Origin of the sequence: Psychrobacter sp. AOP22-C1-C5 (assembly GCF_052378885.1) — a bacterium.
Classification (GTDB): Bacteria; Pseudomonadota; Gammaproteobacteria; order Pseudomonadales; family Moraxellaceae; genus Psychrobacter.
The window spans coordinates 26,090-52,169 of sequence record NZ_JBQSYC010000009.1 but is presented as its reverse complement, the minus strand read 5'-3'; the positions used below and the strand labels follow the sequence as shown (position 1 = coordinate 52,169).

22 protein-coding genes and 2 tRNA genes are annotated in these 26,080 nt (G+C 44.1%); 8 read left to right on the top strand and 16 right to left on the bottom strand.

Translation table 11 applies throughout. The annotated features are described in order from the left end of the window. Positions 1 to 49 precede the first annotated feature (49 nt). The 7 genes from glmS to hisF all read right to left on the bottom strand — a co-directional run bounded on the left by glmS (position 50) and on the right by hisF (position 8,153). A complete protein-coding gene (gene glmS / locus ACT3TH_RS11375; RefSeq protein WP_444755947.1) occupies positions 50 to 1,894 on the bottom strand; it encodes a glutamine--fructose-6-phosphate transaminase (isomerizing) in 1,845 nt (614 codons plus the stop codon). A 191-nt stretch (positions 1,895 to 2,085) separates the two neighbouring features. After that, positions 2,086 to 3,462 carry a bifunctional UDP-N-acetylglucosamine diphosphorylase/glucosamine-1-phosphate N-acetyltransferase GlmU gene (gene glmU, locus ACT3TH_RS11370; protein ID WP_444755946.1) on the bottom strand — a complete coding sequence of 459 codons (1,377 nt, stop codon included), beginning with the start codon at positions 3,460 to 3,462 and terminating at the stop codon, positions 2,086 to 2,088. 104 nt (positions 3,463 to 3,566) lie between these two features. Next, complete coding sequence (locus ACT3TH_RS11365; protein WP_444755945.1) at positions 3,567 to 4,196, bottom strand: phosphatidylglycerophosphatase A family protein; 630 nt, start codon at positions 4,194 to 4,196, stop codon at positions 3,567 to 3,569. A 3-nt stretch (positions 4,197 to 4,199) separates the two neighbouring features. Next, positions 4,200 to 5,231 (bottom strand): thiamine-phosphate kinase, encoded by a 1,032-nt coding sequence (gene thiL, locus ACT3TH_RS11360; protein WP_444755944.1) that lies wholly within the window; start codon positions 5,229 to 5,231, stop codon positions 4,200 to 4,202. A gap of 2 nt (positions 5,232 to 5,233) precedes the next feature. Further along, positions 5,234 to 6,085: a transcription antitermination factor NusB gene (gene nusB, locus ACT3TH_RS11355; protein WP_444755943.1), complete on the bottom strand. Its 852-nt coding sequence runs from the start codon at positions 6,083 to 6,085 to the stop codon at positions 5,234 to 5,236. Between the two features lie 422 nt (positions 6,086 to 6,507). After that, on the bottom strand, positions 6,508 to 7,029 hold the full coding sequence (ribH, locus tag ACT3TH_RS11350) for a 6,7-dimethyl-8-ribityllumazine synthase (protein WP_346718118.1): 522 nt from the start codon (positions 7,027 to 7,029) through the stop codon (positions 6,508 to 6,510). A 341-nt stretch (positions 7,030 to 7,370) separates the two neighbouring features. After that, complete coding sequence (hisF, locus tag ACT3TH_RS11345) at positions 7,371 to 8,153, bottom strand: imidazole glycerol phosphate synthase subunit HisF (RefSeq protein WP_444755942.1); 783 nt, start codon at positions 8,151 to 8,153, stop codon at positions 7,371 to 7,373. A gap of 97 nt (positions 8,154 to 8,250) precedes the next feature. On the opposite strand from hisF, the gene ACT3TH_RS11340 reads away from it, so the two are divergent. The 5 genes from ACT3TH_RS11340 to ACT3TH_RS11320 all read left to right on the top strand — a co-directional run bounded on the left by ACT3TH_RS11340 (position 8,251) and on the right by ACT3TH_RS11320 (position 13,211). Further along, positions 8,251 to 9,114, top strand: a complete 864-nt coding sequence (locus ACT3TH_RS11340; protein WP_444755941.1) for a class II glutamine amidotransferase — start codon at positions 8,251 to 8,253, stop codon at positions 9,112 to 9,114. A 224-nt stretch (positions 9,115 to 9,338) separates the two neighbouring features. Continuing rightward, positions 9,339 to 10,595, top strand: a complete 1,257-nt coding sequence (locus ACT3TH_RS11335; protein ID WP_444755940.1) for a homoserine kinase — start codon at positions 9,339 to 9,341, stop codon at positions 10,593 to 10,595. 47 nt (positions 10,596 to 10,642) lie between these two features. Continuing rightward, on the top strand, positions 10,643 to 10,957 hold the full coding sequence (locus tag ACT3TH_RS11330; protein WP_444755939.1) for a hypothetical protein: 315 nt from the start codon (positions 10,643 to 10,645) through the stop codon (positions 10,955 to 10,957). Next, positions 10,958 to 11,863: a class II glutamine amidotransferase gene (locus ACT3TH_RS11325; protein WP_444755938.1), complete on the top strand. Its 906-nt coding sequence runs from the start codon at positions 10,958 to 10,960 to the stop codon at positions 11,861 to 11,863. It abuts the gene before it with no gap. 49 nt (positions 11,864 to 11,912) lie between these two features. After that, on the top strand, positions 11,913 to 13,211 hold the full coding sequence (locus ACT3TH_RS11320; RefSeq protein ID WP_444755937.1) for a PDDEXK-like family protein: 1,299 nt from the start codon (positions 11,913 to 11,915) through the stop codon (positions 13,209 to 13,211). On the opposite strand, the gene ACT3TH_RS11315 is transcribed toward ACT3TH_RS11320, so the two are convergent. Further along, positions 13,183 to 13,746, bottom strand: coding sequence for a YchJ family protein (locus ACT3TH_RS11315; RefSeq protein ID WP_444755936.1), 564 nt, complete (start codon positions 13,744 to 13,746; stop codon positions 13,183 to 13,185). The two genes, ACT3TH_RS11320 and ACT3TH_RS11315, sit on opposite strands and share 29 nt — an antisense overlap. A gap of 224 nt (positions 13,747 to 13,970) precedes the next feature. Then, on the bottom strand, positions 13,971 to 14,699 hold the full coding sequence (locus ACT3TH_RS11310) for a metal-dependent hydrolase (protein WP_444755935.1): 729 nt from the start codon (positions 14,697 to 14,699) through the stop codon (positions 13,971 to 13,973). A 113-nt stretch (positions 14,700 to 14,812) separates the two neighbouring features. Here ACT3TH_RS11310 and ACT3TH_RS11305 point away from each other — a divergent pair, with 113 nt between their 5' ends. Further along, positions 14,813 to 15,826, top strand: a complete 1,014-nt coding sequence (locus tag ACT3TH_RS11305; RefSeq protein WP_444755934.1) for a DUF3025 domain-containing protein — start codon at positions 14,813 to 14,815, stop codon at positions 15,824 to 15,826. Between the two features lie 502 nt (positions 15,827 to 16,328). Beyond that, positions 16,329 to 19,163, top strand: coding sequence for an aconitate hydratase AcnA (acnA, locus tag ACT3TH_RS11300; protein ID WP_444755933.1), 2,835 nt, complete (start codon positions 16,329 to 16,331; stop codon positions 19,161 to 19,163). Between the two features lie 38 nt (positions 19,164 to 19,201). On the opposite strand, the gene ACT3TH_RS11295 is transcribed toward acnA, so the two are convergent. Together ACT3TH_RS11295 and ACT3TH_RS11290 are read right to left on the bottom strand one after the other, a co-directional pair. Then, the gene (locus ACT3TH_RS11295; protein ID WP_444755932.1) at positions 19,202 to 19,855 is read right to left on the bottom strand and encodes a LysE family translocator; all 654 of its coding nucleotides are present in this window, start codon (positions 19,853 to 19,855) and stop codon (positions 19,202 to 19,204) included. Between the two features lie 307 nt (positions 19,856 to 20,162). Further along, the gene (locus ACT3TH_RS11290; RefSeq protein WP_444755931.1) at positions 20,163 to 20,906 is read right to left on the bottom strand and encodes an SDR family NAD(P)-dependent oxidoreductase; all 744 of its coding nucleotides are present in this window, start codon (positions 20,904 to 20,906) and stop codon (positions 20,163 to 20,165) included. 84 nt (positions 20,907 to 20,990) lie between these two features. Here ACT3TH_RS11290 and ACT3TH_RS11285 point away from each other — a divergent pair, with 84 nt between their 5' ends. Further along, positions 20,991 to 21,554 (top strand): TetR/AcrR family transcriptional regulator, encoded by a 564-nt coding sequence (locus ACT3TH_RS11285; protein WP_444755930.1) that lies wholly within the window; start codon positions 20,991 to 20,993, stop codon positions 21,552 to 21,554. Between the two features lie 337 nt (positions 21,555 to 21,891). Here the strand turns inward: ACT3TH_RS11285 and ACT3TH_RS11280 are convergent, their stop codons facing one another. The 5 genes from ACT3TH_RS11280 to gltX all read right to left on the bottom strand — a co-directional run bounded on the left by ACT3TH_RS11280 (position 21,892) and on the right by gltX (position 26,050). After that, positions 21,892 to 22,920, bottom strand: a complete 1,029-nt coding sequence (locus tag ACT3TH_RS11280; RefSeq protein WP_444755929.1) for a hypothetical protein — start codon at positions 22,918 to 22,920, stop codon at positions 21,892 to 21,894. Between the two features lie 663 nt (positions 22,921 to 23,583). Continuing rightward, positions 23,584 to 23,659 (bottom strand) — tRNA-Glu (locus tag ACT3TH_RS11275). A 157-nt stretch (positions 23,660 to 23,816) separates the two neighbouring features. Further along, positions 23,817 to 23,892: transfer RNA gene (locus tag ACT3TH_RS11270), tRNA-Ala, on the bottom strand. Positions 23,893 to 24,014: 122 nt separating this feature from the next. Beyond that, entirely contained in the window at positions 24,015 to 24,380 is a 366-nt protein-coding gene (locus ACT3TH_RS11265; RefSeq protein ID WP_444755928.1) for a hypothetical protein, read from the bottom strand. A gap of 119 nt (positions 24,381 to 24,499) precedes the next feature. Continuing rightward, entirely contained in the window at positions 24,500 to 26,050 is a 1,551-nt protein-coding gene (gene gltX / locus ACT3TH_RS11260) for a glutamate--tRNA ligase (RefSeq protein ID WP_444755985.1), read from the bottom strand. Positions 26,051 to 26,080: the final 30 nt, after the last annotated feature.

The following is a 26,080-nucleotide window of genomic DNA, read 5'->3' as shown; positions in this document are numbered from 1 at the left end:
GGATGATACTTTATTACTCGCTCATACCTTTAAATATTAAACGATAAAATTATTCGACTGTGACCGATTTTGCCAAATTGCGTGGCTGATCGACGTCTGTACCGCGCATAACGGCAACATGGTAAGACAATAGTTGTACTGGTATGCTATAGACGATAGGTGCTAAAACCTCACAGACATCGGGTACATTCACCACGTGCATACGATCTTCAGCCACCATTTGACTGGCTTCACTGGCAAAGACAAACAACTCGCCGTGACGTGCATGTACTTCTTGCATGTTGGCTTTGAGCTTATCAAACATACTGTCTTTGGGTGCAAGGACGACGATAGGCATATCTCTATCAACCAACGCCAATGGCCCGTGTTTTAGCTCACCTGCCGCATAGCCTTCTGCGTGGATATAAGAGATTTCTTTAAGCTTTAATGCACCTTCTAGAGCAATCGGAAATTGTAAGCCACGACCTAAAAACAAGCAGCTTCTCTTATCTTCAAAGCTCTCACTCATTGCTTTAATAGGCGCATCAAGATGTAAGCTTGCATATAGCTGACCAGGCAGGCGTTGTAGTTCACCGACTAGGGTAGTTAATTGCTCACCATTCATACGCTCTTGAATAGCGCCTACTTTCAATACCAATAGCATCAAAGCGACAAGTTGAGTGGTAAAGGCTTTGGTAGAGGCGACCCCAATCTCAGGGCCTGCAAGCGTTGGTAAGAAAATATCTGTCTCACGTACGAGTGACGAGGTAGGAACGTTACATAACGCTAAGCTAACTAAGCCAGCTGGTGCCTGCTTTTGAGTGTCGCGTAATGCGGATAAAGTATCGGCCGTCTCACCAGATTGAGAAATACAAATCACTAGCGAATTATCGACCACGACTGGATTGCGATAACGGAACTCACTTGCCACTTCAACTGAACAGGGCACACGGATAAGACTCTCAAACCAATATTTTGCGACCAAACCAGCATGATAGCTGGTACCGCAAGCAATAATTTGTACGTTACGAATGCCAGACAGCTGCGCTTCATGACGCTGCAAAAAATCATTGCGCAGTTTGGTCTTTTCGCCATTGTCTATGGCCATCTCAATCGTACGAGCGACTGCATCTGGCTGCTCGTAGATTTCTTTGAGCATATAATGCTTAAATTCGCCTTTATCGGCGTTGTGCTGTGTGGCATCGATTTCATGTATTTGACGTTTTACTTCTACGCCATCTGCGTAGATTTTAATGCTATTGCGCGTCAGTTTGGCAATATCACCTTCTTCTAGATATATAAAGCGGTTCGTCACAGGCAATAGTGCCAATTGATCTGAAGCAATAAAATTCTCGCCAATGCCTACGCCAATCACTAATGGCGAACCCAAACGCACAGTGATGAGCTCATCTGGGCAGTCGACATGCACGATACCCAAGGCAAAAGCGCCATGTAGTAGCGGAATAATAGTGCGAACCGCTTCTAGCAAGTCAGGAGTTTGCTTATAGATGTCATGAATCAGATGCGCAACAACTTCGGTATCTGTCTGTGACGTGAACTCATAGCCTTTGGCCACTAAGTCTTTTTTGAGCTCAGCATAGTTTTCCACAATGCCGTTATGAACGACAGCAATCTTGCCTGAAACGTGCGGATGAGCGTTACGCTGAGCAGGTTCTCCATGAGTTGCCCAGCGCGTGTGAGCGATGCCAGTATGACCATCAAACAATTCGGGATTGATGGCAACGGCATCGACCAATGCCTGAACTTTACCCACTTGACGTTCGCGATGTAGCTCGCCATCTCGAATAACGGTCAAGCCCGCAGAATCGTAGCCTCTGTACTCAAGACGTTTGAGACCTTCAAGTAAAATACTGGCGATATTACGTTCAGCAACTGCCCCTACAATTCCGCACATGGCTATTCCTTAAATTTAGTTTTATATATATGGTGATGGTTTAGTCAACAAGTCGTATGAGTAACTATTAGACATTGGATATGACCAGAATCATAGACTTATAAAAACGATGAAGCAGCACCACAAAGATTGTCGCACTGCTTAACGCTGCTCACGTATAGCTGTTACTGTTTCAGCTACTACGGATGCCATTATTTTTTAATAGGTCTTTGATAATCGTCTTTTTGGGTTTGCCGAGCACGGCCAAATGCCAAGGCTTTATCATCGACATTTTTGGTAATCACAGAACCTGCGGCTACCGTTGCCGTATCACCAATGGTCACTGGGGCGACCAAACTGGAATTAGAGCCGATGAACGCGTTGTCTTGGATGATAGTATTCGATTTGTTGATACCATCATAATTGCAGGTAATCACACCTGCTCCAATATTGACGCCTGCACCAATCGTGGCATCACCAATGTAGCTAAGATGGTTCACTTTACTGCCGTGACCAATAGTCGATTTTTTTATTTCAACAAAGTTACCGATTCTACTATTATCAGACAACACCGTCTCAGGACGCAAATGGGCAAAAGGTCCGATATCGACGCCAGCACCCACTTCGGCGTTATCAATCACGCAATAAGGTTTGAGATGACACGCATTGCCAATTTTGGCGTTTTTGATAATGCAGCCCGCTTCGATATAGACGTTGTCCCCTAATATGCAGTCACCTTCGAACACCACACCGACATCGACAAACACATCTTGACCAGCGCTCAAAGTCCCACGGATATCAACGCGAGTAGGGTCAGCAAACTGGACGCCGGCTTCTTGTAAGTCAGCGACAAGTTTACTTTGCCATGTGCGTTCTAAGCTGGCAAGCTGTTGGCGGTTATTGACCCCTTCAATCTCAAACGTATGCTCAGGTTCGATGGCGGCAATCGTAATTCCATCCGCGACAGCCATCTTGACGATGTCGGTCAGATAGTATTCTTGTTGCGCATTGTCATTGGACAACTTGGGCAAGTATTTATGTAATAACGCATTATCGACACAGTAAATACCGCTGTTGATCTCTTTAATAGCCTGCTCATCAGTATCCGCATCTTTCTGCTCGATGATGGCCGTAATGTTACCTGCTTGATCACGCTTAATACGGCCCAGCCCAAATGGGTTATCAACGGTCAATGTCAGCATAGACATACCGTTCGTATTTGCTGTTTTTAAAGCAGTTAGCGTGTGGCAGCTTACCAGTGGTACATCGCCATAAAGAATCAGGCTTTGTCCCTCAGTTGGTAAATCGGACAGCGTTACCTTGACTGCATGGCCAGTTCCTAGCTGTTCCGTCTGTGCTACCCATGTGATCGAGGAGTGCGCATACTGATTAGTGATTTCTGACTTTACTTGCTCACCGCCAAAGCCATGAACAATAATAGTTTCATCAACTGTTAGTCGATGACAAGTATCTAATACGTGGCCTAACAGTGATTTACCAGCCAGCGTTTGCAGCACCTTTGGCTTGGCTGATTGCATGCGTGTGCCTTTACCAGCCGCCAGGATAATTACAGAAAGAGGAGAAGTCATAATAGCTCTTATAAATGTAACAAAATTTAAAATATGATTATAACGTAAATGTTTGTTTGTAATAATTTTATGACGTTCAAGCTTTGTAACTTAATCATTGTATGTCATTGAGGCATTAACAAGGGTAGCCTTTCAGGAATAAACATCATCACACTCATAAAAATCACCAGCCAAATAGCTGCTGCCATGACGCCTGCGATAATATCGTCTAACATCACGCCAAGGCCGCCCGCTACTTTCTTATCTGCCCAGCCGATCGGTGGCGGCTTTAAGATATCAAACACGCGGAATAGGATAAATGCCGTTGGTAACCACCCCCAAAACATCGGCTGCAATAGCATTGGCAAAGTGTCCTCAGGAGTAGGAAGCACATAAGAAAAAATGTAAGACAAAGGTAATAAAGTAATCCACATGCCTGCCCACTCATCCCACACAATGTGCGGATCATCGTGTACCTGCATCAAATCAGACGTCCGTCCGCAGATCCAAACACCTACCAAGCAAGATAAAATGGTCAGCGCTAAAAAGGGAATAAATCCCAAGCTCATGAGCGGCACGCCCACAATCAGACCTCCAACCGTACCCCAAGTACCGGGTGCGCGGCGAGATAGACCACTTCCTAAACCAATCGCCAACCAATAAACCACACCATCCAGCATGCTGGCGTTAGCAGGTAGAGGAGGGCAGTCGTTGGCATTACGTATGTCAGGTTTAGAGAGGTTGTGATCGGTCATGGGTTAGCCTGTAAAATGTTGGTAACCCGTTAGCGTGGGCCATGTAAAAAATGGAGCGGGATGAGTTGGTGTGACTGGATAGCCTTGATAATAAAGCTCAGGAGTTAAATGCATCGCGCTATCTATATTGTTGTCTGGTTTATCCGCTATCGCGATGACTTCACCGATGCAGGCAACGGGTACGTTGCTAACAGGCAGCGCAATGTGAGCAGGCAACGTAAAAGCCAGTTCATAATCATCGCCGCCTGCCAACTGACACAATAAGCGCTCAGATAAATCAACGGTTGCTAACGGTGTACTAGTTGGCAATTGCTCAAGATTAATACGCATGCTAACAGCGCTTTGCTGACAGATATGTCCAAGATCTTGATAAAGACCGTCAGAGATATCAATCATTGCTGTGGCACCAACTTTTGCCAAGGCGGCACCCAACGCAATACGAGGGGTAGGCATATGTAGCCGATGTGCCAGTTCTACACCTTGAATGCTCTCAGGATGTTGCAAGGCATAACTGGCATCGCCAAGCGTACCTGATACATATACTTTGTCGCCAACTTGCGCACCTGAGCGGTAAATGGCTGGAATATTTGCGGCTAATAGCCCTTGCGCACTCACACTGAGGACTAGGTTATCACTACGCGTGGTATCCCCGCCAATGAGGGTAACACCGAATAACTGGCAAGCATGAAACAGACCTTTGGCAAATTCGCTAAGCCAATGTTCATTTGCAAGACGTTCAGGCAATGCTAGCGCCAATAAAATACTATGCGGTGCTGCGCCCATAGCAGCAATGTCTGAGACATTAACCGCCACTGCTTTATAACCGATGGCAAACGCCAATTTATCAACTTGTTTCCAATCAGCGCTAAAGTGTCGACCTTGAACAAGCGTGTCAATGCAGCTGACCAAACGCGAACCCGTAGGCAATGCCATTACCGCAGCATCATCACCAATGCCTTTTTCGATATTATTTGATAGAGGCTGCGCTGCTTGCATTTGTGAAAATATGCGCTCAATCAGCTCAAATTCATTCATGGTTAGTCTTGATTTTTGGCGTCAGCGTCTTTTTTACTCGCCTTAAACTCACTGATATTGGCACTGGCTTTGCTAGCGCTATTACGTTTGACGCTGGCATTGTTGGCACTAATACGCGGTTTGTTTGAGGCAGCTGGTTGATTGTTGCTATTGGTTTCAGTCGTTTCTACAATCACTGCTTCAGTACTATCGACTGATTTGGCGTCAGGCTGTTTAGCGGCTGTTTTTTGTGATGTACGTAGATTGGCTTTGGTATCCGCTTCTATTTCAATGACGCGCAGTTCAACGGCCATTTTATCGAGTACCGCATTAATCAATTTGTGCGCATCAGTCGCACCAAAATGATTGTTCAGCTTCATCGCCTCATCAAGTACGACTTTGTACGGAATCTCAAAGCGGTTTTGTAATTCATAAGCGCCGATAAGCAAAATAGCATGTTCAACAGTATCTAATTTATCGATTTCACGATCAAGATGCTGGCTAATAAGGGCATCGAGCGCTTCAATCTGATCTGGGATGTCACGCATCATCTCATGATAATAACCGATATGGACGGTATGCATGGCATTGGTGGCGCGTGTACGGGCGGCAATATCATGTGGGGCATTGGCTTTCCAACCAAGTTTGCCATCTATATCAAAGCGGCGATCAGTGACGAGCCATTCGTATAGACCTTGCAAGGCAAAGCGACGCGCCTTGCGAATAGCCGTATGACTGGTCTTATAAGAAGACTCACTCATATCGAAGGTTTGATCTCCCGCACTGCTGCTCGCTATACGGGTAGCTTCAGCTTGTTGATCGTTGGTTTGTGCGGTTTTCGCAGCGCTAATCGCGCGCTTGAGTTGGTCAGTCATAAGGGGTCTGTACCTAAATTTTTGAGATAATACTTATCCAAACGATAAATCAGTAACGTACACCATGAAGTTAATAAGCGTACTGCTTATACTGTAGTTAGTTCAAAATAAAATGGATAACGTTAACAGCTACGCGCGACTGGTATAAATTTTCCTTGCTTGCTGCTATCACAGAGGCTACAGAAAATTCATTTCAGTCGCGCTGTATCGACTTTAAAGTGAATTCACTACGTTTTTCTGGCTTAATTTCCTGCTTTATATTTGGAAAAAGGGATAAAAATATAATAAATAACCAGTTTTTTAACGCTGACTAAAGCTATTTAGGTGTGGTTATTATTAAAAAACCGCACCAATCTAACGGAGATCAGACAATATAAATCATTTAACCTCAGTTTAAATAAAGGCTGCTTTATTTATAAAACTTAAACAGCATCGCTATCATCATCAATGTCTAGCTGTGATAGTACCGCAATCATCTCAAGCACGACCATAGCGGCTTCAGAACCTTTATTACCTGCTTTGGTGCCAGAGCGCTCAATAGCTTGCTCGATGCTGTCGGTCGTCAGTACGCCATTTGCGACTGGGATATTATAATCAATGGCTACACTGCTTAAGCCTTTTGCAGACTCGCTAGCAACAAAGTCAAAATGTGGCGTGCTACCACGAATGATTGCGCCTAGAGCAATAATGGCATCAAAGCGATCAGATTCAGCGGCGCGCTGAGCAACCAATGGTAATTCAAAAGCGCCAGGTACACGGATAACAGTAATATTGCTGCCCAAAACCCCATGACGTAATAGCGCATCTATTGCACCATCTACCAACGACTCAACGACAAAACCATTAAAACGACCGACCACGATACCAATACGGGCATCGGCGTTTTGATGCAAATTACCATCGATATGGGTCACGTCATTGCGTTGCTGTTGTAAATTTGACATAAAAATCCTTTGCCTAATTGGCTTTTAATGAAAGTATAGGGATAAGCGAGTTGCTAAATATAGTCGATAATAAATAAAGTGGACACATAACATTATAGTGCGCAGCTGGTACAAATTTTTCTTACTTGATGCGGCGCTGCCGATAGAGGCATCGAAAAATTTATCCCAGTCACGCGGACTCTCTTTGATATTGAGCTCACTATTATAGTGATAGGTTCAAATAGCCTGCCTAATTGTCTGCCCATTCTTAAGTAAGTAAAAAACGGCAGTTAAATGAACGAAAATAAGTGGTTAGCGCTATGATAACATTTTTTCCAATTTATTGGCATTTTACCAACGTCTTATAAGCGCATCTGTATGCCTTGTGATGCCATATATTGTTTGGCTTCCAAGACGGTATACTCACCGAAGTGAAAAATACTGGCAGCCAGTACCGCATCGACGCCGCCCTCAAGTACCCCTTCCGCCAAATGCTGTAAGTTGCCGACCCCACCTGAAGCGATCACGGGCACATTGACTCGGCTGGTAATCTGTTGCATCAAGGCCAAATCATAGCCTTTTTTGGTGCCATCGCCATCCATCGAGGTGACCAATAACTCGCCTGCGCCCAATTCTGCCATTTTGCTTGCCCAAGCAACCGCATCAATACCTGTGGGTTTGCGTCCACCATGAGTGAAAATCTCCCAACGTGGCACGATAATGCCGTCGACAGTCACATCAGCGACGCGCTTAGCATCGATTGCAACCACGATACATTGATTGCCAAATTTTTGCGCCGCATCAAAAACAAATTCAGGCGTAAAAACGGCCGCCGAATTGATCGCCACTTTATCAGCGCCTGCATTTAGTAAGTTGCGAATATCACCAATTTTACGCACGCCGCCGCCAACGGTTAAGGGTACAAACACCGTTTCTGCCATACGCTCAACGGTATGATAGGTGGTATCGCGCTCATCATTGGTGGCCGTAATGTCCAAAAAAGTAATCTCATCCGCGCCTTGTTCGTTATAACGTTTGGCGACTTCAACAGGGTCGCCTGCGTCTTTGATATCGACAAATTGCACGCCTTTGACCACGCGGCCGTTGTCTACATCAAGACAGGGAATGATACGTTTTGCTAGCATAAAACCGCCTATTAATTCGCGCAAGAATACAAAGATAGATCACTTAAAATGCTATGATACGCGTAACTATTTTACAAAACAAATGCAAAGGTTGCTTATGTGTCAATTGCTCGCCATGAACAGCAAAAACCCTGCTGATATTGGTTTTTCCTTTGCTGGTTTTCGGGCTCGTGGTGGACTGACAGACGATCACATTGACGGCTTTGGAATAGCTTATTTTGAGCCGACAGGATTGCGCCTTTACTATGATAATCGCGCGGCGATGGACTCTCCTCTTGCTGAATTGGTCAGTCAAACTCGAGTAAAAGCGGCCAATACCATTGTCCATATTCGTAAGTCAGATGACCAATTGTTAAGTAATGCCCATCCCTTTACCCGCGAGATTTGGGGCGAGGCTTGGGTATTTTCTCACAATGGTAAAATGACCATTAAGGATGTCTCCGATAGCGACCCCATTAATCAAGCAACAGGCAAACAAGGCAAATCGCGTCATTATATCCCAGTCGGCGACACCGATTCAGAATTTGCGTTTTGCTATTTACTCAATCAGCTCAAAGACCGTTTTGAGCACAAGCCCGATACGCAAACACTTTATAAGTTTTTAACGGAGCAGTGTCGTTTTTTGGCAAATTATGGATTGTTTAATTGTACGATGTCTAATGGCGAGTGGCTGCTTGCCTATGCCAACACTTTATTGTTTTACGTCACCCGCCAAGCGCCCTTTGGTTCAGCAGCCCTTATCGATGTTGATTTGATGATGAATTTTGAGACAGTCAATGAAGCAAGCGATGTCATGACAATCCTTGCCACCACACCGCTTACCGTTGATGAGGACTGGCAACAGCTTGCCGTTGATGAGTGCATCATTTTTGCAGATGGTCAGATGGTTTATCAAGATGTCCCTAAAGCGCCTGTTTATTTATCGATTGCAAAGGGCTTAGAAATTGCAAAAAGTGCCTAGTCCATGTGCCATCCAAGTTAATAGTACGTGGTAGCCATTTTATTTAATATCTATTAAATTATAGTGTGCAGGTGGTTGTCCAAGCATCATATCGGTATTTAGAGTTTGCTTATTAGTAGCGTAATAGTCACTATTATCACCTGCCGCCACGTTTATTATTGCCCAAATTGAATGTATTATTTCACCCTCTATTTCTACCGTTTAATTATCATAAGTGAGATGTCATGTCCGTCTATACCCAGTTAACCGATGACCAGTTTGCCGCCTTTTGCCAAAGCTTTGGCGTGTCATTTGCGCGTGCCATTCCGATTACGCAAGGCATCAAAAATTCTAACTGGTTTATTGAGACGACTGATGACGTAGCAGGCGCACCTTCTTACGTGTTTACTCTGTTTGAAGAGCGTCCGCCCGCTGACATCGAAAAAATGGCCGTTATCCTCAATCAGTTAGATGGTAAGTTGCCCGTTGCCGCGCCGCTCGCTGTGATTGAATCGGACATCGCTCAAACGGACAATGCTCAAACGGACAACGATAAAAGTTACGTGATTCACTATGAAAATAAAGCGATTACGCTGGTTCCTTGTTTGGCAGGCTCGCACCCAGAGCAAACCACGCAAGCAATGTGCCACGAGATTGGCGCGGCGCTAGCGATGCTGCATGAGACATTGCAAGCGCTGCAACCGAGCGAGCAATATGGCGTACCCTTGTATCCGTGGAGCGATGTGCGCGATCGCGAAAGCCAGTTTATGCCAAGTGACGAAGCCAAATTGATGAGCGATATTTGGCGCGCTTATACAGATTTACCGCTTGCAAGCTTGCCAAAAGGCTTGTGTCATTTGGATATGTTTGCGGACAACACGCTTTGGCATCTACAAAAAGGGGGGGCTCGTCTAACGGGTCTACTGGACTTCACTGAGGTCAGTGTCGAGCACTACGTGATGGATATCGCCATTACTATTAATGATTTTTGTACTACGTGGGGTGATGCCGAGCAGGGCGAGTCGGTGAACTTTGATCGCAGTAAGATGGCCGCGTTTTTACAAGGGTATGAGTCTAAACGCCCGCTTAGCGAGGATGAAAAGCGTGCCTTACCAGTGATGCTTGCCAAAGCGGCGGTGATTTTTTGGCTACTACGCCTAAACGTCATTCACTATAACCGTACCGAAGGGCGCACAGGTGATAACATCATGGTCAAAAACCCTGACTTGATGAAGCGCCTATCTGCTTATCATTGGTCGCACGTTGAAAAAGCACAAAATACGGTTTTTGTCCTTGAACATGCGCGTTATAAAGATGATGATAGAAACAAAGATGTTGAAGATTATAAATTAATAGGTGTATTTGCCACTGAGCAACAAGCGGCATCTGCTATTGAGCAATTGAAGACTAAGCCTGGTTTTAAAGATTATCCCAATGGCTTTCATATTGATGCTTATCCATTGGGTCAAATTAATTGGTCATCAGGATTCGGTTGCAACTAGAATCATAGCCACAAGTCACATCTATAAGCATTTAAAAGGATCTCATTATGACCGATCAAGTTGACAACTGGCACAAACTGGCGCGTTACGACACCAACATGCAAGGCGAGCTGCATGCCAATCTACTGCGCAATAATGGCATTACCGTGTCTCTACAACCGCTGAGTGCGATGCCCGGTATGAATTCAGGCGTTGTGCTGTGGATACAAGATACTGAGCTAGCACAGGCTCAACGTATTTTAAATAGTATCGATACAGACGCGGCTACCGCGCCTTACGAGATGTTTGATGAATCGGTAGAGGCCACGCCAAACGATACTTTAAATGCGAAAACAGATGACTATAACGGTGGTAATTTATAAATGTGCCAACTCTTAGGAATGAACTGTAATACGCCAACCGATATTGGCTTTAGCTTCGCAGGTTTTCGCAAGCGTGGCGGCATGACCGACAGTCATGAAGATGGTTTTGGCATTGCGTTTTTTGAGCGTAGTGAATGCTCCAATAGTGAATCGGCAAATGCCTCAACGGGACTGCGCTTGTTTCATGACAATCGCCCAAGCCATATGTCACCTGTCGCTGATCTGGTCAATAACTATCCCATCAAAGCCATGAATGTCATTGCCCACATTCGTAAAGCGACTCAGGGGCAAAATTGCTTGGCAAATACGCATCCGTTCGTCCGCGAAGTGTGGGGCGAGCAGTGGGTATTTGCACATAATGGGCAGATGAACAGTGAATTTATTAAGCGCTGCCAGCGTCTGCAAGACAACGGCAATGCCACGCATTGTCAGCCAGTTGGCAATACGGATTCTGAAATGGCGTTTTGTTATCTGGTCAATCGACTGAAAAGCAGCTTTAAAACTCGCCCTGATGACCAAACGCTGTTTAACTTTTTGACCACGCAATGTCGCTATCTATCCGCCAATGGCTTGTTTAATTGCTTGATATCAAATGGCAAGTGGCAGCTGGCTTATGCTGGTAGCTTATTGTTTTACCTCACGCGTCAAGCGCCATTTGGTGAGGCAAAATTGGCTGATGATGATTTGGCGATTAACTTTGGCGATGTCACCACTGATAAAGACAAAGTGACGATTCTAGTGACCGTTCCACTCACCGAAAATGAAAAATGGCAGCAGCTGGCTGTTAACGAATGTCTGATATTTCAAGATGGGGATATAATCTATAAAGACAGTCCAAGTCAGCGTAAGTTTTTGACGATTGATGAAGGCCGTGCGATTGCGCGAGCGGTTGGGGCGAGTGTTTAGGGGTAAGAGTAGTCTTTAATGTAGCACATACTAAAAATAACGAGCGACTATGATCTACGATGACTTTTTTAAAGAACTAGAAAAAATAGAGCAGGCGGCGGCAGTAGAAGCGTCCGATACAAGGTATGCTTTTAATATATTCTCCCTTCTAAGAAGGGACGATGAAGAAGTGGGACTACATTCTAAATTCTTAGCAGAGTTATTAAAATCAACAGGTAGCCACGGCATTGATACTTTCCAAAAGCTATTTATCGACCAAGTGTTGAACGCAGCAGTTGAAACTCAAGTGTGGGAGCGTCTGCCGCTTTGCCCAAATCAGCCCTACACTTGTCAAACTGAAATAGATATAAAAGGCTCTGGTCGAATAGATATTGTTTTAAAAAACAACGACAGTATCATTGTAATTGAGAATAAAATTAACGCCTATGACCAGAAAAATCAGCTTCAGCGCTATTTTGAAGCCTGTACTAATATGGGCTATGCACCAGAAAATATTTATATCTTATATTTAAATAAATACGGTGAGGCAGTTAGTGATTACGGCAAAGGAAACTTATTGCACAGTCAGTTTGCTCAAATTACGTATAAAGATGATATCACCAGCTGGCTGGATGCTTGTATTATCGAGGCCGTCAGCTATCCGCATATTGAGCAAACACTATTACAATATAGACGTCTGGTCGGCAAATTGACTGGCGATACAAGGTCAGCAAAAATGAAAGAAGCGCATATTGAGTTACTTTACCAGCAAGACAATTTTAAGCTGGCGTATGAGTTGAGTAAATCTTTTACGGGATTTCAAATTGATTTACAAAAGAAAATTTGGGAAGAGCTAAAAATTACGCTTGAAAGCAAAGGCTACAAATTTAGTTTCTGCGATAAAAATTTACAGGTATGTGATTTTAGTAGGGCAGTAAACAATTACTACAAAGCTAAAAATGCATCAAAATTGTATGGTATACACTGTAAAATTGGCAGTTCAAAGCAGCATGATATTTACTGCTTTATACAGATTAATCAAAATATCTATTACGGCATGACCGTCTCTCAGGATGCAATGCGTCTTCAATATCCAGATGCTCTTATCGATTTAGCGAGTGGAATAAGTAATTTATATCCAAACGGTCGTATGAGTGAAAGTAAATGGTTTCTAGGCGTAAATATATTGCCAAACAGAATGGTAGACTTTAAAAAACCAAGCCATTTGTATCGGCTGGTTGATAGAGACAGTAGGAAACAATGGATTGAACAAACAACTAATGAAGTTGTTTCATTTATTGAAAAGGTGAAAAGCCTAGAGCTTATTGACGTTCAGTCAGTTACAAATACTCCCCGCAACACCGCTTAAACTTCTCACCCGACCCACAAATACACGGCTGCTTTTGCGTGACCGTCATTGCCACCGTTGGATCTAAAAAGTACCAACGTGCGTCATTATTGGTTTTGTCTGCTACTTTTACGAAAGCAGACAATTCATGATGCGCCTGTATGCGGTCTGCGATATTGAAGAACGCTTTAAACTCAACCTGTGCGTGACGCTTACCGAGCTTTGGCGTGTGCCGCACGATTTCTAGTCCTGCCCAATCCGTCTCTTTTGCCCAGCTCTCAATCGCGTCAACATCAAGCAAACTTTGCTGAGCAGGCAGCGTGGTCTTGACGATATAATCTGGTTTAATCAAGACAAACGCACTATAACGCGTGCGCATGAGACGCTCGGCAGTCTCTGCTTTTGCGCCAACTGCTTTATCACTATTTTCATCACAAAGACCGTCATGATACGGCTGACAGCACACTTGATATGTGAGTTGTGAGCCTAATTTTTCTAATGACGGATTGACTTGGCAAGGGCAAGTTTGGGTAGAAGATGGTGTAAGAAGTGACATAGCGTACTCTAATTATTCGTATTGGTATGGTCGATTTATTCTATAGCAGCCACGGTGCAACTATAGTCAAAATATCTCAAAAGCGCTACGGTACTGCTGGTATCAATTTTTGCAGCCTCTGTCTGCGCAGGCACAGTAAGCAAGAAAACTGATATTAGCAGTGCCTGATGTATCGACATTAGTTTTCGCCGATTATAGTAGAGAATTTTGATCGTCAAGCACCATCATCTTGTTCTTTCGCGCAGCATGTCTTCTATAATATCAGGCAATATACCTACTTTTAATTGCGCCCATGGTGCTGGATCTCGAAGCTGCTGCCAAAACGGTTCAAAGGGTGGGGCGAGATATAACAGCATCGCAAGTACGACATAGATTAATAAATACCACCATTTGTCTTTATGCTGATAAAACTTCATTGCCGTGCCAGATGAGCGCTTCATCTTCATGTTTGATAAATTGACACTGTATATCTCATCTAATAGCAAATGTACCAATGCGCCGCCAAATAAGAACAAACCATAAAACCAACTGGCAGTCAGCGAAATCTGCAATACATAATAGCTGAGGCAAGTCAGTCCCAGTCCAAGTATCGCCATATAAGGCACAGAATGAATCACGCCGCGGTGCACTGTCATATTGGTAAAGACAGAAAAAACGGTGTAACGCATAAAGCAGTAGCCTGCCAGCCACAAAACGATTAGCGACAGCAAACTCAAATCATCGCGCCAATGCATGACCAGACCAAAGGCAAACACAAACGAGGTAATATTAAAACCCAGCTTAATCGGTGTTGAGTTGTCAGAGTCCAAGTCAGGCAAAAGCCCGCCTATGGTACCGAGCGCCACGCACATCAAAAACCCTGGATCATCAACCAATCCCGCTTTATAAACCGTTAAACTCAGCGTACCACTCACCATAAATGCGGTGTTTAAGTGGGTATTAAAATTTGCCATAGAAACTCATCAATAAATAGCGCTGAAATTGTCATTTCAGATCGCTTGTCTCGCTGTAAAAAAGCGCACCATGATACCATAGACCAGCCATACATCTAACAGAGATAGCTTATATGACCGCGACTCATTCACGCTCCACTACGTACTCTCATGTCCCTGCTAATATGCCTACTGAAGCTCCTTTTGATAGTTTGCCTGTGCTTGATGACAGCTTTGCCGATATTAACTGGCAAGCGCCATGGTTAACTCATTTGAGCCAATTAAATTATCTGAGTAAAACCGTTAGCGATTTAAGCTGTGCAAACGAGAAAAAACCTTATGTAACGCATGACGACTGGCCAATCGATATCATCGCTGATGTGTTAAACACAGCTTTCACTTGCCAATATAAAGACTCACAATCTGCCTTACCAAGCACTAAGCCTATCCAAAGTAATCTGGCGCATCCGCTAACATTCGTCTCACAAAATGCTCTACCTGAAGGCGAAGCTTATGAGCACTTTATCGCGATAACGGGCAATATACCTACGCGTGATAATTTGCATGATTTGTTTAACGGCAGTATTTGGCTAACGTTTCCCAAGACCAAAGCCTTATTCAATTACTATCATATGAAGGAAATTGAAGCACAGGGCATCGGTGAGAGTCGCGGACGCGTGCGCGATACTATCACCATATTTGATGAAAACGGAGCGGTGCTAGTCACTGCTGAGCCAAGTATTGGTGACGCCTTGATTGATTTTAATTGGCAGGAAAGTTTGGTCACGCCGCGTGGGCAGTGGGATGATCCAAGACAGGCAAATATTGGAGCGAAGGTGGCGGTATATATTTTTGGTCATGCACTGCTTGAGCAATTGGTGCAACCGCGCAAGCCGTTATGCGCACACAGTATCGTTATCCATGTCACGCAGGATTTTTTTGCTCTGCCGCTGTCTGAGCGTATGAGCTATTTGGACAATCAAGTGGCTGATTATATGGATAAATTATTGTCACAGGATAATGTGACTCCACGTCAACTTGCTCCATTGCCTATCTTGGGCGTACCACATTTCTGGTCTGACAATGAACATCCCTCTTTTTACGAGGATCGCCACGTTTTCCGTTCAGGTCGCCGGAAGAGAACATAATATTTAAAAAGAGTTTAGTTGTGCGTAAAATTATGCCTTAATCGCTGTATGCAACTAGGATAAATTTTTCGTGGCCTCTGCTTGGCAGCAAGTAAGGAAAATTGATACCAGTTGCAGGCTATGGATTTGAAAGTAACTCCACTCTAACCCATTGTTCTAACCCACTATAATGTTTACGATTGTGCCACGATTTGACAACGTCTAAGCGTTAACAAAATTCCATATATTTGTTATGGTAAAGGTAGTGACAGTTAAGCAATAAGTACTCTTAGCTGTTTTGTGCAACCAAACCTTTCTCACTATTTATAGTCTTGATATTCAAGGTCTTGATGTTAGATTTTTGATAGTAAAATCTTGATATAAAAAATTAACATTGAAGTCCTAATGATTTTGAATAAAAAGTGAATGCATCATCTATTTAGCCACCAGTCATCTGTTAAACATAAAGCAGTTTATGTGCAGATTCGATAATTCTGATAAAAACGACGATAAGGAAGCTACCATGAGCGATATTTTTAATGTAAAAGATACGATCTCGGTCGATGGCAAGGAACATGCCTATTACAGTCTGCCAAAGCTGACTACCACCTATGAAAACATCAGTACGCTACCGTTTTGCATGAAAATCGTATTAGAGAACCTATTGCGTAATGAAGATGGTGGTCAATCTGTCGGTGAAAATCATATTGAAGCCGTGGCCAATTGGGATGCGGGTGCTGAGGCGTCAAAAGAGATTGCCTTTATGCCAGCGCGTGTGGTCTTGCAAGACTTCACGGGTGTGCCATCGGTTGTCGATTTGGCAGCCATGCGTGATGCAGTGGTCGAGCTTGGCGGTAAAGCGGAGCAAATTAACCCCTTTATCCCTAGTGAGTTGGTTGTCGATCATTCTGTACAAGTGGATGCTTATGGACGTGAGGACGCGCTCGATCTGAACGAAAAGATTGAGTTCAAGCGTAACAATGAGCGTTATGAGTTTTTGCATTGGGGTCGTAATGCCTTTGAGAACTTCGTGGTTGTACCACCAGCGACTGGCATTGTGCATCAGGTCAACCTTGAATATTTGGCGCGTGTGGTCATGGCAGCAGAAGTAGAAGGCGAGCTGACGGCGTATCCTGACACGGTGTTTGGTACAGACAGTCACACCACTATGATTAATGGTATCGGCGTACTTGGTTGGGGCGTAGGCGGTATTGAAGCAGAAGCAGCAATGCTCGGTCAACCCTCTTCCATGCTCATTCCACAAGTCGTAGGGTTTGAACTCACAGGTAAATTAACAGAAGGCGTCACTGCTACCGATTTGGTACTACGTGTGGTTGAGATGTTGCGTGCGCACGGTGTGGTTGGTAAATTCGTAGAGTTTTATGGTGAAGGGCTACATAGTATGCCGCTTGCTGACCGTGCAACCATTGCCAATATGGCACCAGAGTATGGCGCGACTTGCGGTATTTTCCCGATTGACCAAATGGCGATTGATTATCTGCGTCTGTCTGGACGCGATGAAGCACAAATTGAGCTGGTTGAAAAGTACGCGAAAGCACAAGGTTTGTGGCACGATGCCGATACGCCAGCGGCCACGTATTCAAGTAAGCTAGAGCTGGACTTATCTTGTGTACAGCCAGCACTTGCAGGTCCCAACTTACCGCAGCAGCGCATCAACTTGTCTGACATGCACGAAAAGTTCGGCGAAACGTTAGAAAAAATGACCAAAGACCGTAAGTCAGAAGTTGAAGGAAAAATTCGCTTTGACCAAGAAGGCGGTGAGCAAGAGCAAGCGGACACCTTAGCCGCTGAGCCTAAGATCGATGAGGCGCAAGCAGATACTGATGTTTATAAGCCTGCAAATAATGTGTTCTCTACCATCAATATCAATGATAAAGAACACAAGCTACGAGATGGCTCAGTGGTCATCGCCGCTATTACTTCTTGTACCAACACGTCGAACCCAGCAGTCATGATTGGTGCTGGGTTGGTTGCGAAAAAAGCAGCCGCAAAAGGTCTAAAAGCCAAGCCTTGGGTAAAGACATCATTGGCACCTGGTTCTAAAGTAGTAACAGATTATTTAGAAAAAACCAAGTTGATGGACGAGCTAGAAAAGACTGGCTTTTATCTTGTTGGTTATGGCTGCACAACTTGTATTGGTAACTCAGGACCCTTGCTTGAAAGTATTGAGCAAGGCATTGAAGAGAATGATTTGGTCGCGGCGGCTGTGTTGTCTGGTAACCGTAACTTTGAAGGTCGCATTCACTCACACGTTAAAGCCAGTTATTTGGCATCGCCGCCCTTGGTAGTTGCCTATGCGCTGGCAGGTACAGTCGATATCGACATGACAACGCACCCAATTGGACAAGACCAAGACGGTAATGATGTCTATTTAAAAGACATTTGGCCGACGTCGGATGAAATCAATGAGCTGATTGCCAATAATATCGATGCCGATATGTTCCGCAAAAACTATGGCGAAGTGTTCGAAGGTAGTCACGCATGGAATGCTATCAGTTCAGCTGATAGTCAGCTGTATCCGTGGAGTGAAGAGTCGACCTATATTAAGAACCCGCCGTTCTTTGAAGGCATGACGATGGAGCCAGAAGGTATCCCAGATATTGACGGCGCGCGTATTTTAGGATTGTTCGGTGATTCAATTACGACCGATCATATCTCACCTGCTGGCAATATCGATCCAGACTCACCAGCAGGTAAATACTTGCAAGAGCGCGGTGTATTACAAGCTGATTTTAATAGCTATGGCTCACGCCGTGGTAACGATGCAGTCATGACCCGTGGTACCTTTGCCAATATTCGTATCAAAAACACCATGATGCAGGGTAAAGAGGGTGGCTATACTTATTACTTCAATGGCAATAGCGCAACACTACAAGACGGCGAAGAAATGGCTATCTATGACGCAGCCATGAAGTACAAAGAAGATAAGCGTCCGCTCGTAGTACTGGGCGGTGCAGAGTATGGCTCTGGCTCTAGCCGCGATTGGGCTGCCAAAGGTACGATTTTGCTCGGCGTAAAAGCGGTATTGACCAGCTCGTTTGAGCGTATTCATCGCTCAAACCTTGTCGGTATGGGCGTACTACCATTGACCTTTAAAGACGGTGAAAACGCTGATACTTATAAGCTTGATGGCTCAGAAGTGCTTAGCATCACAGGCCTCGAAAATGGTGAGAGCAAGACAGCGACAGTTACTGCTACGCGCGCTGATGGCTCGGCAGAGACCTTTGAAGTCAACGTCATGCTACAGACGCCAAAAGAGCGCGAATACGTGCGTCATGGCGGTGTGTTGCATTATGTGCTACGTCAATTGGCGGCTGAGAGCAAAGAGACAGTTTAGGCGTCTATTCGTCTTAGTATGATTTAGGGTTTTACTAGTTAAGCCTTTTCAGTCAACAGCTTAATTCCTAAGCCAATAAATACCACACCACTGATTTTATTTAATATCGTTTCAACAGAAGGGTTTTCTCGCAATTTTTTGCTGAACCGAGCGGCCAATAATGCCAAACATGAACACCATATAAAGCCAGTGCTGGCAAAGGTTAGTCCCAATACTAAAAATGATACCATCCCATAAGCATAATTAGCGTCAATAAACTGAGGGAAGAATGCGATAAAGAACAAGGCAACCTTTGGATTAAAGACGTTGGTCAACACGCCTTGTTTATATATTTGCCAATTGTCGACCTTGTATTGATTGCCAATAATTTTATCCTTGGACAAGCTATTTGCTATAGAATTTGATGGTTTGTTCAGTAGCATTTTTAGACCCAAGTAGCATAAATAAGCGGCACCAATGTATTTTACGATCATAAATGCCACAGGGGAGCTGGCTAGCAATACGGATAGCCCTAGTGAAGCCAATAAAGTATGTATCAGACTGCCTGAGGTAATACCTAGCACAGAGTAAAGCCCAGCTTTCTGTCCTTGTGAGATACTGCGAGTAATAATATATACGCTATCCGTGCCAGGCGTCAGGTTTAATAAAATGGCCGCTAAAATAAATCCTAGATAGTTTTCGATACCGAACATAGCAAACCACTTCCTTCAATACTTCATACTGTAAACGTAGCGAATGGGGAATCCCTGTACTATCGATATTAACGAGTATTAAATGGGTTAGCAATGACATCAATGGTGATAAAGCAGTAAGAGCTAAATTAAGACAAATTTAGAATGGCAAATGTAAAAAAACCCAGTCACCATTCATATGATCACTGGGCTTCTCTTTACTTAAAATAAGTGTCTTATTAATTCAATTTATACTGTTCTAGCGAATATATTAGCGAACTTATTATCTAACATTGTCACCTAGCGTAATGATAGGCTTGTCTAAGTCCTAAACCGCGGCGACACCGCCATCGACAAAAAGTTCATGGCCAGCGACAAAGCTACTTTCGCTTGATGCTAGGAAAAGGACTGCTCGTGCTACCTCGTTCGGTTCTCCCAACCGACCAAGCGGAACGCTTTTATTTAGCGCTTCTTCGACTTCCGGTTGTGAGTCGAGGTAGCTGCGTATCAGACGTGTTTCTGTGCCACCAGGCGAGACCACGTTCACGCGAATGCGTCGCTCTTTAAGGTCGTTGGTCCAGCTTCGGGCGAACGAGCGTACTGCTGCTTTGCTGGCGTTATAAAGAGATTGGCCTGGCAGGCCTTTACTGCCAGCGATGGAGCCATTGAGGACGACAGCACTTCCTGCTGTCATCAGCGGTAGTGCTTTTTGCACAGTGAATACCATGCCTTTTACATTGGCGTTGAAGGTCGCGTCGAAATGTGAATCTTCGATCGCATCGAGTGGAACAACCTCGTAGATACCCGCATTGGCGAACACGACATCGACCCTTTGGTGGTCGCGTTGGATCTGCTCGTAAAGCTGAGCAACGTCGGCGGAATTGGTGACGTCACCTTGCACGCCGACCGCCCCATGGCCAATCTCTTTCACGGCCTCGGTCAGTAGTTCTTGCCGGCGTCCTGTGATGTACACGTGCGCACCTTCGATGGCGAAAAGTTTTGCTGTTGCGAGGCCGATGCCGTCGCTGCCACCTGTTATTACGACAACTTTGTTTTCAAAACGTTTAGTCATTTTTAGTACCTTTCTATAAGTGGAGAGTTGATCCACTTATAATATGGAGGTAAACTCCATTTTACAAGTAAAAGAGGAAAAAAATTGAATAATGAACCTGCCCTCCGGGCTGACGCGAAGAAAAACCGTGAACTTATACTTTCTGCTGCTGAAGCGCTTTTCTTGGAAAAAGGAGCGAAGGTTCCGCTGGAGGAGGTCGCCAAGCGCGCAGGCGTCGGTATCGGTACGCTTTATCGTCGCTTTCCCACGCGTGAGGCACTTTTGGCCGCTACTAGTGATAAGCGTTTCTTGTCGCTGGCAGAGACCAGCCGTGCGCGTGACCTAGATTTTACTCCAAGCGACGCGGTACGAGCTTATCTTGAAGAGCTTGCTAGGAACACGATTATTTATCAAGGTTTCGCTGCTTCGATTGGTACTGTTATCCAATGCGGGACACCTGGATGTAATGCCATTACCGCGGAAGGGCATCGACTGCTTCAGCGTGGACAAGAAGCAGGCACCATTCGCCGAGATATCACTTACGAGGATTTCATTTATGTGGTAACGGCCATTTCTATCACAATTGAAAATGACTGTTCATCAGAATCGCGTATTGGACATCTGGTAGACTTGTTCTTGAATGGTATAAGCATAAAAGTTTCGGATTAGCCGCCAGTATACTTCGTTATCTTCGCCAGCCAATTAGGAAGCAGCTCAACGGCCTGATTGCCGAACTTAATGTGGAGTGATTGGCATTCCATCATAATCTGGAACAGGCCACGAGAGAATTGGCTTTCTGCTGTAAGGGCTAATATGGTAGTTTGTCATATTTAGAGAAGAGGCAAATAGTATGTAAAAGCGTTTTAATCTTTGCTATGTTTTTCCCTTCTAACTAGTTCATAGTGAAGGCACAATAAAAAAGCCCAGTCACCATATGATGACTGGGCTTTTCTTTACTTAAAATAAGTGTATTACTAATTCAATTTATACTGTCTTAGCGAACTTATTATCTAACATTGTCACCTAGCGTAACGATAGGCTTGTCTAAGCGGTATTTTGTAGCAGCACTTCTTGCACCCATAGTTGCGGCGATGAAGGTTAATAGTGTGCTGATTAACCAGAATAGACCACTGTATAGGGCAGCTTTACGAGCAACGTCTTCAGCTTGCTGTAATTTTTGTTCAGCAGTTTGTTTTGCTTCAGCAATTGTCTGCTCAGTTTTCATTTTGTATTCATTAAATGACTGTTGAACTTCTGTACGAACCTGAATAGCTTGTGGCTCTGTTAAGCCTTCTTGTTGCAAGCGATTGATAAACTCAGGACCTTCTAGTGTCTGTTCAATAGATGCCATGCGCTGTTTTGCATAGTCATCAATGTTGCGCCACGTATCAATATCAGTGAAGTCCATATTAGCGACTTCGCCCTTAGTACCATTTACTAAGTCTTTCACTACACTACCAGTTGCTGCAACTTGTTGTTCACTTAAATTCTGCGTGTTTTTTGCAACCATGGCTTGGATATCTTCTTCACTGATATCACCTGACACGCGCTGATAGATTTCTTGTGCTGTTTGTTGTACGCCATCATTTTGAGTTGCTTGACCAACGGCAGTTGAGCCAACTGTAGCTGTCTTAGCAACTGTGCTCACAGTAGAGCCTACAGCATTACCTGCTGTCGACAAAATACCAGTGGCGCTGCTTAATGTAAAAAAGGTCGTTAATAGTACGATTAAAGCAGCAGTCAACATACCTGTTAAAGTAGCGTCTTTCGGATCGATGTCAGTACCGTCACCAAAAAGTGCTTCAGGCGCTGAAAACTTTATTGCAAAATAACCAGCAACAAAGGCGCTTACTAAAGCAGTAATAGCAGCATAAATACCACCAGCGATACTAGTGCCTTTTAAATCAAACGGTAAAAATGAGCTAAGTACCAAAGCGAGGGCAATCATCGCCATGACTACGATCATTCCCATGACAAGACCGGCGATCGCACCGCGCCACGATGGACGACGTTGAGGGGTATAAGTAGATATCATAATCATTCCTTCTAAAAAATTGCTTATCTTTATTATATGTTTGAACTGCCAACTATCTTGATAACAGGGCTCACCCATAAACTCGAATTCACCAAATATTATCGATAGTGAATATAGTGCAAGCATAAGGAAAACAGTGCAGCATTGATAATGCTATTGAGTAGAGAAATACAAGCATTTTGTAGAGGAGTGTTAAACTAAGTGACTAATTCAAGACTATGTAAGAACGTGTAAATTAAGTGAGATAAATTATCAATATTGTTGTTTGTTTTTCTGATAAAAATCGATTTAATTCGTGTTTAATTACCTTTATTAGAATGAAGTAAGTAAAAACTAAGATATTATGATATTTTTAATAATTAAATATCTCATATGAATCAAAGATATACTTATAAAAACTTTTAATAACACGATAGAGCAATTGTTCATTTTGAGAGTTTGAGATAAAAAGATGGATCTCTAAGTTTTTTGTCTATTTTTGCCATCGTTATTGGGATAAAGACGGCTCATGTCGATGCAATATTGATTTTTAGGAAATGAAAGATTTAACAAATAATAGACGTAAAAAAGCCCAGTCACCGTATGATGATTGGGCTTTTTTATTGTTCGCTTACTAGTCTTATCTGATGCTAAGCAAAAGGGCTAATAAGTGACGCCAAATAGTGGCGTCCCCAGGGGGATTCGAACCCCCGTTACCGCCGTGAAAGGGCAGTGTCCTAGGCCTCTAGACGATGGGGACGCATAGAGTGTTATAACCAAGGTTACAACGGTACTTCACAATATCAGATAGCTTATCTATTAAGAATAGAGCAAGCGTTGCCTAGGTGCTGATATCGTCCTACTAGCGAGTATTTATTGTCAATGTTCAGTCATACTGAGCGTTGCTATAAATAAGATGGTGGAGCTAAACGGAGTCGAACCGTTGACCCCTTGCATGCCATGCAAGTGCTCTACCAACTGAGCTATAGCCCCTCGCTAAGAGTGAGCACATTTTAGGGAAGTGAGGGGGGTATGTCAACATCTATTTTAAAAAAATCGATAAATCTGCAAAAAAATAAATTTCAAAGCAGTTTTAGAGGCATTATTTATTCGATTTAACGAGGATTTTGCTGAATAGCAATGGCTTTAATGGCTTTATCAGTAAGGAACGTTTCTTCAGCCCCATCAGAAAATAGCACTGCACAACATTCAGTGGGAACGTATTGACCACCGTTCTGCTGTATCGCTTTTACGCCCTTAAAACCGACGATGTCAGTCCCGTTTAACGAATTAGAAATTTGTTTGTTATGACGACAATAAGTAGTATATATCCACTTTAAATCTTCAAAATCTTGCCCAGTGGTAAGCGTGAGTTTTGCGTCATAAAGCTCTTTGGCGATGTCATCATAATATCTCTGTGCTTCTTTTAGCGTGTTAAAGACATAGTCTTTGCTTTCTATCATGACAGTTTTGGCAGCCATATTTATATCCGGCGGAGAGGTTTAGTGAAAGGGTGGTAAAAGTATAAAGAGGGGCCAGCAATAGTGTGGCCCCTCTTTACATCATAAACTTTTAACCAATGTATTGTTCAGCTGCCAAACTATTTATCAGCTAAAAAATCTGGCAACTCAGCGGCTTGTTTTTCAAGCTTCTTCAGTTTCTTTTTACCCAAACCGCCCAGTACATCAACGGCATGACGCAAGCGTGTCAGCGTCATATCAGCACCAATAATTGCCATAGAGTTCATGACCGGCGTTGATGAGGTGCTACCAGCAATAGCGATAAAGAAGGGTGCCATAAAGTCACGCATTTTGATATCAAGATGCGCTGCAAGCCCTTTTAACGTGGCGTAGATATTTTCTTCTGACCATGTCGGTAAGGTTTCAAGCTGCCAAAGCGTCAACTGTAGCATATCGATAATTTGCTCAGGCGTTAGCGTTTTGTGAGTGAAGCTTTCAGCGGTAATCTCAGGTAGGTTTTGGAAATAAAATCTGCCCCAGTTGACGGCATCAGACAGTAACTCAATACGTGGCTGAATAGCAGCTGCGATAGCGGTTAATTTATCGCTGTCATTGGCCCAAGCAAGGATTTTATTTTTTAACTCTTCAGGCGTGAGGGCGCGTAGCCACTCTGCATTTAGCCAGTTAAGCTTTTCGATATCGAAAATCGGGCCGCCAAGCGACACGCGCTGGATATCAAAGCTGGCAATCATTTCATCTAAGGTGAATTTCTCAGCATCATTGGGCATGGAGTAACCCATACGGCCAAGATAGTTGAGCAATGCTTCAGGTAATACGCCTGCATCACGGTAGTAGGTTATTGAGGTCGGATTTTTACGCTTAGACAGTTTTGATTTGTCAGGGTTGCGCAGTAATGGCATGTGGCATAGGACTGGCATCTCCCAACCAAAGTAATCATAAAGCAGCTGATGCTTGGGCGCAGAGTTGAGCCATTCTTCACCGCGCATGACGTGACTGATGTCCATTAAATGGTCATCGACGACGTTGGCTAAATGATAAGTCGGCATACCGTCAGTTTTTAGCAACACTTGCATATCAACTTGTGTCCAAGGAATCTCAACGGTGCCGCGTAGCATGTCGTGTACTTGGCAAACGCCTTCGGTTGGCACGCGCATACGAATCACATGCGGTTTGCCCTCGTTGACCAATTGCTCAGTTTTATCGGTTGGCAAGTGCGCACAGCGACCATCATAGCGCGGCGTCTCGCCATTGGCCATTTGCTCAGCGCGCATGGCGTCAAGCTCTTCGCTGGTACAAAAACAGCGAAACGCATGGTCTGCATCGATTAATTGCTCAGCGTGCTTTTTATAAATGTCACTGCGTTCGCTTTGACGATAAGGAGCATGTGGACCACCAACATCTGGGCCCTCGCTCCAGTCCAAACCGACCCAGCGTAGGGCGTCTAAAATCATCTGTTCAGATTGCTCAGTAGAACGCGTTTGATCCGTGTCTTCGATACGTAAAATAAACTCGCCGCCATGGGCTTTTGCAAAAGCCAAGTTAAACAGTGCAATATAGGCTGTCCCAACATGAGGGAAGCCTGTAGGCGATGGGGCAATACGAGTGCGGACAGGACGCTTGTTGCTAGTAGCTGTCGTGGGGTTCGTCGATGATAGAGTCGATGTTTGCATCATAGGAATCTCAGAATGTTGTTATTAAAA